Annotated in this window: 15 protein-coding genes; 11 read left to right on the top strand and 4 right to left on the bottom strand. The window is 54.2% G+C overall.

Going from position 1 to position 13354, the window contains the following annotated elements:
* Window positions 1-99: 99 nt before the first annotated feature.
* From HS105_04190 to HS105_04225, 8 genes are read left to right on the top strand one after another with little or no spacing between them, the layout of a single operon-like run.
* Window positions 100-1722: a S41 family peptidase gene (locus HS105_04190; GenBank protein ID MBE7515799.1), complete on the top strand. Its 1623-nt coding sequence runs from the start codon at window positions 100-102 to the stop codon at window positions 1720-1722.
* Between the two features lie 14 nt (window positions 1723-1736).
* A complete protein-coding gene (locus HS105_04195) occupies window positions 1737-2861 on the top strand; it encodes an ATP-dependent 6-phosphofructokinase (protein MBE7515800.1) in 1125 nt (374 codons plus the stop codon).
* A gap of 6 nt (window positions 2862-2867) precedes the next feature.
* Window positions 2868-3335: a transcription elongation factor GreA gene (locus HS105_04200; GenBank protein ID MBE7515801.1), complete on the top strand. Its 468-nt coding sequence runs from the start codon at window positions 2868-2870 to the stop codon at window positions 3333-3335.
* A 12-nt stretch (window positions 3336-3347) separates the two neighbouring features.
* Window positions 3348-3980 (top strand): CDP-alcohol phosphatidyltransferase family protein, encoded by a 633-nt coding sequence (locus HS105_04205; GenBank protein MBE7515802.1) that lies wholly within the window; start codon window positions 3348-3350, stop codon window positions 3978-3980.
* Window positions 3977-4408, top strand: a complete 432-nt coding sequence (locus HS105_04210) for a hypothetical protein (protein ID MBE7515803.1) — start codon at window positions 3977-3979, stop codon at window positions 4406-4408. The genes HS105_04205 and HS105_04210 overlap by 4 nt, the downstream gene beginning before the upstream one ends.
* Complete coding sequence (locus tag HS105_04215; GenBank protein MBE7515804.1) at window positions 4409-4702, top strand: hypothetical protein; 294 nt, start codon at window positions 4409-4411, stop codon at window positions 4700-4702.
* Between the two features lie 7 nt (window positions 4703-4709).
* The gene (accC, locus tag HS105_04220) at window positions 4710-6221 is read left to right on the top strand and encodes an acetyl-CoA carboxylase biotin carboxylase subunit (GenBank protein MBE7515805.1); all 1512 of its coding nucleotides are present in this window, start codon (window positions 4710-4712) and stop codon (window positions 6219-6221) included.
* A gap of 1 nt (window position 6222) precedes the next feature.
* On the top strand, window positions 6223-6432 hold the full coding sequence (locus tag HS105_04225) for a hypothetical protein (protein ID MBE7515806.1): 210 nt from the start codon (window positions 6223-6225) through the stop codon (window positions 6430-6432).
* Window positions 6433-6506: 74 nt separating this feature from the next.
* Here HS105_04225 and HS105_04230 read toward each other — a convergent pair whose 3' ends face one another.
* The 3 genes from HS105_04230 to HS105_04240 form a co-directional block, all read right to left on the bottom strand.
* Window positions 6507-7208: a C40 family peptidase gene (locus tag HS105_04230; protein ID MBE7515807.1), complete on the bottom strand. Its 702-nt coding sequence runs from the start codon at window positions 7206-7208 to the stop codon at window positions 6507-6509.
* Between the two features lie 405 nt (window positions 7209-7613).
* On the bottom strand, window positions 7614-7970 hold the full coding sequence (locus tag HS105_04235; protein ID MBE7515808.1) for an iron-sulfur cluster assembly accessory protein: 357 nt from the start codon (window positions 7968-7970) through the stop codon (window positions 7614-7616).
* Between the two features lie 143 nt (window positions 7971-8113).
* The gene (locus HS105_04240; protein MBE7515809.1) at window positions 8114-9202 is read right to left on the bottom strand and encodes an Mrp/NBP35 family ATP-binding protein; all 1089 of its coding nucleotides are present in this window, start codon (window positions 9200-9202) and stop codon (window positions 8114-8116) included.
* A 111-nt stretch (window positions 9203-9313) separates the two neighbouring features.
* Between HS105_04240 and HS105_04245 the strand changes: the two genes are divergently transcribed.
* From HS105_04245 to HS105_04255, 3 genes are all read left to right on the top strand, one after another.
* Window positions 9314-10186, top strand: coding sequence for a hypothetical protein (locus HS105_04245; GenBank protein MBE7515810.1), 873 nt, complete (start codon window positions 9314-9316; stop codon window positions 10184-10186).
* Between the two features lie 62 nt (window positions 10187-10248).
* Complete coding sequence (locus tag HS105_04250) at window positions 10249-11703, top strand: NAD-dependent malic enzyme (protein MBE7515811.1); 1455 nt, start codon at window positions 10249-10251, stop codon at window positions 11701-11703.
* Window positions 11704-11727: 24 nt separating this feature from the next.
* Entirely contained in the window at window positions 11728-12354 is a 627-nt protein-coding gene (locus HS105_04255; GenBank protein MBE7515812.1) for a hemolysin III family protein, read from the top strand.
* A 26-nt stretch (window positions 12355-12380) separates the two neighbouring features.
* Here the strand turns inward: HS105_04255 and HS105_04260 are convergent, their stop codons facing one another.
* Complete coding sequence (locus HS105_04260; protein MBE7515813.1) at window positions 12381-13346, bottom strand: NAD(P)-binding domain-containing protein; 966 nt, start codon at window positions 13344-13346, stop codon at window positions 12381-12383.
* Window positions 13347-13354: the final 8 nt, after the last annotated feature.

Consider the following 13354-nt stretch of genomic DNA (forward strand, 5'->3'; position numbering starts at 1 on the left):
AGGCTTACAGCCAAAATGTAAATTATCAAATGGGATCGACCGCCGGCACGGCTGCAAAGAGCTGTTGTGTTACAATTTAGGTTTCGAGCGGCGTATCGTATGGAAAGGCGTATCCCGATCATTGCGTTGATCTTAGTCACCGTAGGAGCACTTGTCGGAGGGCTTGGCGGCCGTCTGCCGGCGAAGGCATCGGACAGCGGCGTGACGCGCGAGCAGATCCTTAGAGACTATGGCGAGGCTCTCGATGTGATCGATGCGAATTATGCGGGCAAGATAGATCGCCAGCAAATGACCGACAGTTCGATGCAGAGTACGCTGTGGACACTCGATCCGCATTCGTCGTTCTTTGACCGAGCGGCACTTAAGAAGATGGATGAGGAGCAGTCGTCGCAGTTCTACGGCATCGGTGTCTCGATAATGCAGCACCATAACGGTGTATACGTACAGTCGATCGTTCCCGGTACGCCTGCGGAGAAGGCAGGGCTTCATTACGGCGATCGCTTTCTGACCGTTGACGGCAAGGACGCGACCGACTGGACCGCGAGCGAATTGTCAAAGAATGTACGCGGTGAGCGCGGCACGACAGTAAAAGTTTCTGTCGAACGCGTAGGCAGCCAGCAGCCGCTAGCCTTTGAAATAGTTCGCGGCGGAGTGCCTCTTCCTTCGGTTCGCAACTCATTCATGCTGCCGAATAATATCGGTTACATCGGGTTTACGGGCGGTTTTCAGCAGACATCCGCGGCAGAGGTCGCGTCGGCTATCGCCGAATTGAAGAAGCAGGGAATGAAGGGCCTTCTGCTGGATCTTCGCGGCAATCCCGGCGGAATATTAGAACAGGCGATCGAGATCGTCAGCGATTTCATTCCGGCAGGCAAGACAGTGGTTTCAGTGAAATCATCGCGCTCGGATGCGGTGCGCGAACTGCGGACGACCGGCGGCACGGTCGAGAATTTCCCGCTTGTCCTGTTGATAAACGGCGGTTCGGCTTCGGCGTCCGAGATCGTCGCGGGTGCGATGCAGGACTACGGTCGAGGCTTGATCGTCGGCACGGACAGCTTTGGCAAGGGGCTTGTTCAGCGTGTGTTCCGGCTTCCGTACGGCACCGGGATGACGCTTACGACCGCGAGATATTACACGCCGTACGGGCGCTCGCTACAGCGCGACTATTCCAACGGCTCGATCTACGATTATTACTCGCATGACGAAGATGCGGTTGATGCGCCGCCAAAACCAGTCGGTGTGCCGGTAACTATGCCGGACGGACGCGTGCTATATGGCGGCAGAGGCATCGAGCCCGACATCGTTGCTCCGCCGGCCGCAGGCAGCCAATTAAAATCGCGGATAAATGAGGCCGCATTCCTTTTCGTCCGGCAGCTTGTCGGCGGAAAAGTAGCGGGTTTCGAAGCGATGAAGGTCGAGAGGCAGAATTTCAGACTGACGCTTGCACCCGGCGAGTTTGCTGTCTCTGACAAGTTGTATGACGCTTTTCGTTCCTTTGCGGCCGCCGATAAGGAGGTTGGGCTGACCGCAGATAATATCGGTACTCAAACCGAATATGCAAAGATGCGGCTCCGCGAAGAGATAGCCACGGCAAACTGCTCGAATGAGGCCGGCATCCAGGTACTTCTTGAAGGCGACCAGCAAGTTGTAAAGGCGGTTCAATCCATGCCCGATGCGGCAAAGCTCGTACAAAGTTTCGCTCTCCTGCAAAATATTCGATAGGTTTTTGAGTTTTTATGTATAAGCAGATAGGGATACTTACGGGCGGCGGCGATGCTCCGGGCCTGAATGCGGCGATACGTGCGGTCGTCCGTACAGCAATTGGCGAATATGGAATGAAGTGTATCGGCATCGAGGACAGCTTTGAAGGCATACTCGGCCAGACGCACACAGTAAATCTGACGACGAAAAGCGTCAGTGGGCTACTGCCGAAAGGCGGTACTATATTGGGGACACGAAATCGCGGCAGCTTTGTCAAAATGATCGACGGCAAACCGCATTTTACTGAGCTGCCGATCTCTGAGGCTCTTGCAAATCTTGATATACTTGGCATCGATGCTCTCGTTGCCATCGGCGGTGAAGGGACGCTTGCTATTGCGGAGCAATTCCATCAACGCGGCTTTCCGGTCGTCGGTGTTCCGAAAACCATCGATAACGATCTTGCCGCGACCGAACTGACGTTCGGTTTTATGACCGCGATCGATATTGCGACCGAGGCTCTCGACAGGCTGCACACGACCGCCGCTTCGCACGACCGCATTATGGTTCTCGAAGTAATGGGCCGCAACACGGGTTGGATCGCTCTCAACGCGGGCCTTGCAGGCAGTGCTGATATCATTCTGATACCGGAGATACCGTACAGCTTTGAATCGATCGTCCGAAAGGTGCATGAACGCGAAGAGAGCGGTTCGCGCTTTACGAACATAGTAGTTGCCGAAGGCGCACTCGAAGAAGGCAAGGATCTGATGTACCAAGACCGTGATGCGATGCGCCTTGGCGGCGTAGGCGTTTATGTACGCAACCGGATCGAAGAGCTGACAGGTAAAGAGTCCCGCTGCGTCGTGTTAGGCCACCTGCAACGCGGCGGCAGCCCGAATGCTTTTGACAGGGTATTGGGCACGAATCTCGGGGCTTGTGCCGTCAGGGCGTTGGCGAACGGCGAGGTCGGCAAGATGGTTGCTCTAAATGCAAGTTCGATCGTTACGGTGCCTCTGTCCGAGGCAATTGCAAATATAAAAACGGTACCTGTTGACGGTCAGCTTGTCCGCACGGCCCGCGACATCGGCATCTCTTTCTGTGCTCCGCACGAGTCCAGAACTGCGGACGGAAGGGAGTTCGAATCGATCACTCAAACAGCATAAGGCGTTATGGAAGAGGTAAAAGAAAAACTTCGATCGGAACTCAGCGAACTCGAGCATGAGCTTCATCATAAATTGCCCAAGGTCATTCAGCACGCGCGAGAGTTCGGCGACCTCAGCGAGAACGCCGAATATAAAGCGGCAAAAGAGCGGCAATCAATGGTGCAGGCACGCATCAGCCTGCTCCAGCAGAGGCTTATGGAGGTCGAATCGATCGACATCTCAAAGATCCCCGAAGATCGGATAGCGTACGGCTCCGTCGTTGTCCTTTTTGACCTTCAAAAGGAAGAAAAGGTCACCTACGAGCTTGTAACCTCCGAGGAGAGTTCGCCGGAGAACGGCAAGATCTCGACAGTTTCGCCCATTGGTTCGGCATTGATGGGCAAGGAAGAGGGAGATGAGATCCGCGTGAAAACCGTTACGGGGTTTCGCAGTTTTGAGATCACCCGCGTTACGACGATCCATCAGAAAGGCTAGGCCGGCGAATTAATGTTAGGAGCAGAGATCGGACGCGGAGCGACACGCATCATCAATGCGATGGTGCGGACCCTCGCATCTGCAGGCATCTCGCCGAATATCCTGACAACCGTCGGTGTAACAATAAACATCGGCTGCGGAGTGCTCTTTGGGCTTGGCGAGTTCTTTTGGGCCGGCATCGTCCTTATTGTTGCAAATCTTTTCGACATGCTCGACGGCAATGTTGCGCGGCTTTCGGGGCGTGTAACGAAATTCGGCAGCTTCCTTGATTCCACTTTGGACAGGCTGTCGGACATGGTCGCATTTCTCGGCATTATGATCTTTTATGCGGGGAACGCGCCGCAGCATTCTCTGCTTAACGTATTTCTTGCCGGCGTCGGTATGATCGCTTCGGTAATGGTGAGCTACACCACTGCGAGGAGTGAGGGGCTCGGCGTAAAGGCGAATGTTGGTTTTCTGCAGCGGCCCGAGCGGGTTGTTTTGCTCATCATAGGTGCGCTGTCCACTTGGGATTGGAACTCGACGCACTTCTTGGCTAATAGGATGCCGCAGGTGCTTTGGGTTCTTGCGGTCGGCTCGGTTTGGACGCTCATTCATCGTATGTACTTTATTTGGAAGGAATTCCGCAGGTTGGAGGCGGAATGATCGAATGGCTTGCCGACCTATGGTCGAGAGTGACATGGAGCAGCATCGGGCTTACCGTGCTGTTATTTTTCGTTTCGCTCGGTATCAGTTTTGCTGCGATCGGGGTCGTTATGGTAAAGATCCCGGCGGCTTACTTCTCAAGCCACTACGAACGCGACTTTCTGCCCGGCACGCCGTGGCTCGTCAAATGGGGTGCTGTGACCGCGAAGAATATCTTCGGCGTGCTTCTCATCATTATCGGTATCATATTGTCTCTGCCGGGTGTTCCCGGCCAAGGTGTTCTTACGATCCTGCTCGGGCTTATAATGGTTGATTTCCCGGGCAAGCGGCCTCTTGAGGCCCGAATAATCGGGCGGCCGAACGTGCTTGCAGCGGCAAATAGACTAAGGGCGAGGTACGGCAAGCCGCCGCTTGAACTGGACGACTAGATGACAGGTATGGGGTTGTTCGCCAAACTTAAACGAAAGAATACGGTCGATCCGGCCGAGCGTCGCCGGCATCTGCTGGCTACGGGCCGCATAACCGAAGGCACAATAATTGACTGCAAGAGTAATGCGGAAGGAGGCACCGTGATCGTTTTCGTTTATACGCTCAACGGAGTTGACTTTGAATCATCTGACATTTTGACGCCCGAGCAGCAAGCCGCGGAGACCTACGTGCCGGGAGCAAAGGTCGGCATACGCTTCGAACCGCGCAATCAGTATAATTCAGTGGTTGAGTAGGCAGCTTATGTTCAACAAGATCCTAATTGCAAATCGCGGTGAGATCGCCTGTCGCATCATTCGTGCGTGTCGTGAGATGAAGATCGCGACGGTCGCCGTTCATTCTGAAGCCGATGCGGATGCATTGCATGTGCGAATGGCGGATGAGGCGTACAACATCGGCCCTGCCGCATCGAGCGAAAGCTATCTGCGAGGTGAAAAGATCATTGCGGCGGCAAAACAAAGCGGAGCCGAGGCGATCCATCCCGGTTATGGTTTTCTCTCGGAAAATGCCGAGTTTGTCCGCGAGGTGGTCGCGGCAGGCCTGACATTCATAGGGCCGCCGCCTGAAGTGATGGAGAGCATGGGCGGCAAGATGTCTGCCAGAAAGATCGCCATCGAGGCCGGCGTACCGGTCGTTCCGGGTACGACCGAACCGTTGAACTCGTACGAAGAAGCTAAAGAAACAGCTGCAAGTTTCGGTTATCCTGTGATGCTAAAGGCATCAGCAGGCGGAGGCGGCAAGGGGATGCGGCTTGTTTCGGACGAGAGTGAACTGCATTCCGCGTTTGAGAATTCACGTTCCGAAGCACTCGCGAGTTTTGGCGATGACGCTGTTTATATCGAGAAGGCCATTCAGAGGCCGCGGCACATCGAAATACAGGTTTTCTCCGACACACACGGCAAGCATGTGCACTTGTGCGAGCGTGAATGTTCGATCCAGCGGCGGCATCAAAAGGTGATCGAAGAGGCTCCTTCGCCGATAGATGACCCAAAACTTCGTGCGGAAATGGGAGCCTGCGCGGTAAAGGTAGCAGCGGCGGTCGGTTACGTCGGTGCCGGTACTGTCGAATTTCTCGTCTCGGATGTCGATCGTTCATTCTACTTTCTTGAGATGAACACGCGCTTGCAGGTCGAACATCCCGTTACCGAGCTTGTTACCGGCATTGACCTTGTTCGCGAACAAATAAATGTCGCGGCCGGGTTGGAACTGTCATTCACGCAGGAGGATGTCGTTCTCACGGGCCATGCGATCGAATGCCGCGTATATGCAGAAGACCCGGAACTGAACTTTCTTCCGTCGCCGGGGCGTATCACGCGGCTCCGCCTGCCTCAGGGGCCGGGAGTTCGTGATGACGGCGGTATCTACGAAGGCGCCGAGGTCTCGATACATTACGATCCGATGATCTCGAAATTCGCCGTTCACGGACGCGACAGGGCGGAGGCGATCGACAGGATGCGGCGCGCGTTGGCAGAATATCAGGTCAGCGGCATCAAGACGACACTCCCGTTCTTTCGCGAGGTTATGAATGACGAGGTATTTATCGCCGGTAACCTCGATACGGGCTTCATCGCAGCCTTTAACGAACGACGCAAGGAACGTGGTGCAGAAAGGGAGGAAAAAGATATTGCCGTGATCACGGCGGCGCTGGCTTACTCGGACAGACAGTCGGCGACCGGCAAAGGTTCTGTTTCGGAAAGGCAAAGGAGTCGATGGGCAACGGCTGGCAGAATTGCGGCGATGCGCGGAATAGATTGATATGGAAGAGCTTCTGAAAAGTTTGATGGGTAAGAAGGTTGATGCTTCATGCGGGACCAACGCAGCGTTCCGCGGCAGCGTTATTGATGTGAGCAAGGGCGTGCTCTATCTGCGCGACGATGACGAGAAGGTAGCCTACATCGCGATCGACAAGATCGCGCTGATCACCGAAGTTATGGAACCGCACACAAAGCCGGGATTTATCGGTTAGATCTCTTGAAAAGTAAGAAGCCCGACGTTCCATTGAAACGTCGGGCTGAACTTTGTGCCGATGTCCGTCTATTTTTACCGGCCGAGATCGATGGCTGCGTTCGCCTCCGGGACGAGTTTGCGGAAACCAACGATGCGGCTTTCCCAATAGCCTTTGAACGGCGAATACGTAATACCTTTGCTTGACGAAGCGTGATAGAAGCCGTTCTCATCCGCGACTATGCCCATGTGGCCAAGGCCGTTCAAGAAGACAAGCGTGCCGAACTTGAATCGCTCATCGCCGTAAACGGGTACGGATTGCGCCCAGAGGCTGCGGGCGCTTGCACGTGTGAAATTGATACCCGCTTCCTGAAAAGCACTCCAAACAAAACCTGAGCAGTCGTATGTGTTCGGGCCGGTCGAGCCATAACGGTACGGCTTTCCGTAGCGGCTCTTTATCGCGTTATCGAGGCGGATGCTCGCGGTTGCTCCGTATGCGGTGCGGCCTGCGGCAGCCATTGTGCCGACATTTGCGGCAGACGTGGAAGCGGTTCTTTCGATCTTTGGTTCCCATGCAGGATCGGCGTTGCGAACGACACGAACGTCGTTCGTAAGGATGGGTCGCGACGATGTTGTCGTAACGACCGTCGGCTGCGAACTCTGCGGTGCATTTATGGGTTGGCTCGATGTCGGTTTTACGATGCGGTCACGCCCTTGTGCATTAACTGCTGCTGACGAGCCGAGTGCCAAGCCTGCCGCAAATAACGAAACGGCAAAGATCTTCTTGATTTCAGTCAAATGAATGTCTCCTTTCTGGCGATCAATGGGAGGGCTCTTGGTCGGGGACGGTGAAAAGCTCACCTAGTTTATAAAAATAGCGAATCCGTTAACGGTTCCCGAACTATTGCTTGATCTGTTTCTTTTAATTTTACGAGCTTGAAAACGCCCGTTTTTCTGACCTGTGAGAAATTATCCAAGTTTTTGGATAATATTGCAAATTCTGAATTACGAAATATTCCCGCTGTTGAGTTTGCCGCGAAAAGCCGCCGGGCGGCATTGCCGCCCCGCTACTCCGCCGCGTATTCCTTCAGTTGTCCTTTTGAATAGACATAGATAGTAGTGATTAGGGATAAATTCCAAAGAAAAAAGGCCGTGCGGCAAAGCACAGCCGATCTTCAGCTATAAGGACGCCTAAAAAATGTGTTAGGCCGAGAAGGACGTACCGCATCCGCAGCCGCCCGACGCGTTCGGGTTGTCGAATGTAAAGCCGGCACCCATAACGTTCGATGTGTAATCGATAGTGATGCCGTTGAGATACTGTGCCGAGAACATATCAACGAAAAGGTTGATACCGCTCTGCCGGATCGTAACATCACCCTCGCGAGGTTCTTCCTCAACATTCAGGCTGTATTGGAAACCCGAACAGCCTCCCGGGACCACACGTACACGCAAACCCGCTGTTTCGGGAAGATCGTCCTCTTCCTGCAGGAACTTTTGGATCTCGGATGCGGCGGCTTCCGTGACATTTAACTCGACCGATGGTGATGCAACTGCTGACATATTTGATACTCTCCTTTTGGTTCTTAAAAGATCCTTAACCTCGAATCTTTACAAGAATGTAAATTATAGAAACGAACTCCGCAAAATTCAAGGTCAAATATTGACGGAGCAGAAGTGCCGCATCCTTGCGGCGGTTCAACCGTTTAGCTTTGACTCGCCTTTGAGACGATGGCCAGATCGGGCTTCATGGCCTCGATCGACGCATACCGCGCAACCTCTTCGGCGACTTTCATAAAGGCCTCCGCCTGCTCTGAGCCGGGTGCGCCTACAACGACCGGAATTCCCCTGTCGCCGTTCTCACGAACCTGCATACCGAGCGGCACTTCGCCCAAAAGGTTCAGGCCGTACTCATCGGCGAGTTTTTGTCCGCCTCCTTCACCGAAGATGTTATAGCGGGCTCCGGTATCCGGTGCGATAAAATACGACATATTCTCGATCACGCCGAGGACAGGGACGTTCACCTGCTCGAACATCTTTACGGCACGCCGCACATCCGCAAGCGAAGCTTCCTGAGGTGTTGTTACAAGCACGGCACCCTGCACCGGCACGAGCTGCGACAGCGATAATTGAACATCGCCCGTTCCCGGCGGCATATCGACGATCATATAGTCGAGGTCGCCCCAGTCAACATCGCTTAAGAATTGGCGTACGATCCCGTGCAGCATCGGGCCGCGGAGGATCATCGGCTTATCGGGCGGGACGAGTACTGCCATTGAGATCATTTTGACGCCGTATTTCTCAATTGGCTTAAGCCGGCCGTCAATGACCCGGGGCTGGTCATGTCCGGTGCCAAGCATGAGCGGCACATTCGGCCCGTAAACGTCGGCATCCATAAGGCCGACCTTTGCGCCGTCCATCGCAAGCCCGACAGCGAGATTCACCGCGACGGTCGATTTGCCGACGCCGCCCTTGCCGCTCGACACTGCAATGATGTTCTTGACGCCGTCCATCGTTACATCATTTGCGATGCCGCGACCCTTCGGTACCTCGGCATCCATATGCACGTCAACCTTCGCAACACCGTCAAGCCCGCCGACGAGTTCACGGGCTTTTCCTTCCATTTCCTCCTTGACCGGACAGGCAGGCGTTGTAAGCATGATCGTGAATGAAACATCACCGCCGTCGACCTTAAGGTCTCTAACAAATCCCAACGTAACTATGTCCTTATGAAGGTCAGGGTCAATGATCTTCGTCAGAACGCCAAGAACCGCTTCTTTTGTAACTGTGCTCATTTGTTATCATTGTAACAAACCGAATACCGGTTGGGGCAACCCGCCGGCGATCGCGAACGGCAAATACGGGCAGCCGGCAGAAGCGAGTATGCGGAATTCCATTTCGAGATCATGAATAGAGATACCTACGATCATGTGTGCAGCGGCGGCAGCGCATATTTTGAACAAAGCCGCGGGCTTACAGCGGTTTGGGGCAAAGAGGCGGTCAAATTTCTTGACGGAATGATGACCGGCGATATGAAAACGCTCGACGACGGCAACGCGATGCTTGCAGCATTTCCAAATGCTCAAGGGCGCTTGCTTGCCCTTGTTCGCGTTATGCGGCAAGGCGACCGATTTCTCATTGAAACCGAAGAGTCCACACGGGAAAAGCTTTTTCAAAACCTTTTTAGATTTACCTACGCCGGCGATTTTTTCGTCGAGGATCTGTCCTCGCAGTATCGCTATGCAGATATTTTCGGCCGGTACGACACAGCCGGGAATTCGATCACGCTGAATGTTTCGCCGCTGCCTGCAGGTTCATTTATTCCCGCAGGATCGGCTCGGCGCGGCGGCAATGCGATCGAACTCGATGCGGAAACGTACGAAACGCTTCGGATCGAGTCGAGTGTTCCGATCTATGGGATCGATATGGATGAATCGACGGTCGTGCCGGAGCTTGGCCTCGACGGCCTGATCTCCTACAACAAGGGCTGCTATATCGGCCAAGAGATCATTGCGCGCATTTACTTTCGCGGCCATATCGCGAAACGTCTTAGCGGCCTTCTACTGTCGGGCAACGTTGATGCCGGAACCGAACTGACCACTGCGGAAGGGAAGGCCGCGGGCCGCATTACCTCTGTAACCTTTTCACCCAAGCTCGGCAAAGCAATTGCGTTGGGTTATGTTAGATACGATTTCTTGGCCTCCGGAACGGAGCTAAAGGCCGCTGATGCGAGCGCCGTCGTTACCGAACTGCCCTTTGTCCGGTTGCCCGCATTTTAGAATTTCTGCATACTTTATCTTTTGAGCTTTAGGCTCCGATGCGGCAACGATTTCCGCGTATTATGTCCAATATTTCAACACCAAATGCGAGCTACAGCCTTACACTCCGCGTAAAGATACATAATAAGCCGGGCAAGCTCGGCGAGATCACCACGGCGATCGGCCATGCCGGCGGCGACATCGAAGGCATCGATATCGTCAGCGTCGGCAAGGATTTTTTTGTTCGCGATATTACGGTCAATGCCGCCAGCGAAACGCACGACAAAGAGATCATCGAGGCAGTTGAGAACATTGACGGTGTCGAGGTCGTCAATGTTTCCGACCGCACCTTCCTGATGCATCTCGGCGGTAAGATCGAGATAGCGTCGAAGATGCCGCTAAAGACGCGGAGTGATCTCTCAATGGCGTACACGCCGGGCGTTGCGCGTGTTTGCGAAGCGATACATAAGGACCCGGAAAAGGCCTACAACCTTACTATCAAGAAGAATACGGTCGCCGTTATCTCGGACGGAACTGCCGTCCTCGGCCTCGGCGATATCGGGCCGGCCGCGGCAATGCCGGTGATGGAAGGCAAGTGTCAACTTTTTAAGGAATTCGGTGGTGTCGATGCGTTCCCGATCTGCTTGAACACAAAAGATCCGCACGAGATCGTCCAAACCGTTAAGAACATATCGGTTGCGTTCGGCGGTATCAATCTTGAAGACATCTCGGCGCCGCGCTGCTTTGAGATCGAACAGCGTTTGAAGGAAGAGCTCGACATACCGGTATTTCATGACGACCAGCACGGCACTGCGGTTGTTGTGCTTGCAGCACTGATCAACGCGCTGAAGATCGTCGGCAAGAGGATGGACGAAGTCAAGCTGGTCGTCAACGGCATCGGGGCCGCAGGCGTTGCTTGTACGCGGATCGTAATGGCCGCCGGTGTCAAGAACATCGTAGGATGCGATACGACGGGAGCGATTTTCGAGGGCCGCCAGGAGAATATGAACTGGGTCAAGGAATGGTACGCAAAGAATACCAATCCGGATCGCGAACAAGGTTCTATTCACGATGTCCTCAAAGGTGCGGATGTGTTTTTCGGACTGTCGGCACCCGGCCTGCTGACGACAGATGACATCGACTCAATGGCAAAAGATCCGATCGTGTTCGCGATGGCCAATCCCGTACCTGAGATCATGCCCGAGGATGCAGAAGGCCACGTTGCCGTAATGGCAACGGGCCGTTCGGATTATCCCAACCAGATCAACAACGTGCTGTGTTTTCCCGGTATCTTTCGCGGTGCGTTGAACTGCCGGGCGTCGCGCATCACCGAATCGATGAAGATCGCAGCGGCGAACGCCATCGCAGACATCATTCAGCCTGAGGAGCTTCATCCTGATTACATAATTCCTTCGGTATTCGACCGCCGCGTTGGCGAAGCGGTCGCTGCCAGGGTCGAGGACGCCGCCTACGAAGAAGGCGTGGCAAGACGTGAGCGTGCGACGACCGATACGAATTTTGGATCTGCCGCAATGTAAATGATAAAAGCGCACGTTAATGAAATGTCCGTAGAAGAGGTCGCGAATACCGTTACACACGGGTTCGGGCTGATCCTGAGTATCGGCGGTTTCATCGCCCTGATGATACTTGCGTTGCCGGGCGGTGACGCGTGGCATACGGCCGCCGCGGTCGTTTACGGCGTCTCGCTCATTACACTCTACGGCGCTTCAACCTTTTATCACACCGTTATCACGCCGCGTCGAAAGAAGCTGCTCCAGTTGGCCGATCATTGCTCGATCTATCTGCTGATAGCGGGTTCATATACGCCGTTCCTGCTGACGGTTCTGCGTGAAGGCATCGGTCCGGGAATGCTTGCTTTGGTATGGTCATTGGCGGTTATCGGGATCGCACTGAAGATAGCGTTTCGCGGACGTTTGGTCGCACTGAGCATCGTGCTTTATCTTGCGATGGGCTGGATCGGCATTCTAGCAGCAAAGCCTTTATACGATGTTCTGGGTCCGTTCGCGCTTGGGCTTGTGGTCGCCGGCGGTGTCAGCTATACACTCGGAATGATATTTTTCGGCTGGAAGGCGATCCGGCATCATCACGCCATCTTTCATGTGTTCGTTCTCTTTGGCAGTATCCTGCACTACATCGCGGTCGTAACGTACATAATGCCGAGCGCGTGATCGCAAACAAGCGCCAAGCGTACGGATCATCTTTTTGCGGCGATCTTTGGAACAAGTGTTCGTGCGGCGTCGATCGCACCTTTGATGTGCCGTTGCTCGGTAAAATGGCCTGCAACATAAATGCCCGGAACGCACGTTTCGAATGTTTCCGGATCGTAGATCGGCGTTTCGCCGTATTTCCCAAGCTTTGTCGTAACCCCCAGGCCCTTTAGCATTGTCATATCGGCGTCAGAGCCTATCAGGACGAAAACGACGTCATTCGGCAATGTAACGGCTACTCCGTGCTCATCCTCCAAGGTCACTTCATTCTCACGTATCTCGATCACGCGGCCTAAAAAGAAAAGGTTGAGGCAGCGGCGTTCGAGTTCGGCCTCGAGCGGCTGTTTGACCCAATACTTGATACAGCCTTGCTTCGGATCCGTATTCTGCCAATCATCGCGAAAGACGGCCAACGTCGTATCGGCGCCTTCTTGGGCCAGGAACAGGGCCGCCTCGCCCGCGCTGTTGCCTCCGCCGACGACCAAAGCCTTTTTTCGAACCCACGGATAAGTTTCCCGAAAATGATCGTGCACCTTCGGCAGCTCTTCGCCCGGGACGCCCAGCCTTCGCGGATGATCCATTGCTCCGATGGCAAAGAGGACGTTGTGTGCAGAATATTCACCCTTATCGGTAGTTATGCGGAATGGAGTGCATTCCGTAACGCTTTGTACTGCCTCCTCGGTTCGAATCTCAAGTTCGTTATCAAGTACGAAACGAACGTAGTAGGAGAGCAACTCCTCGCGTGTAGGTTTTTCGCGGGCGGGCATCAGCGTTCGCGGAAAGAACTCAAGCTCGTCGATAGTCGAAAATACCGTAAGCCCGACCGGGTAATTATAGATAGTGTTGCCGATAAGTCCTTTTTCCAGAACCACATAACGAAGGCCGGCTTGCTTTGCTTGATAAGCGGCCATGATGCCGGCGGGCCCCGCACCGATTATCACAAGATCGTACATTTGAGGCC

Origin of the sequence: Chloracidobacterium sp., from assembly GCA_015075585.1 — a bacterium.
In the GTDB taxonomy this organism is placed as follows: domain Bacteria; phylum Acidobacteriota; class Blastocatellia; order Pyrinomonadales; family Pyrinomonadaceae; genus OLB17.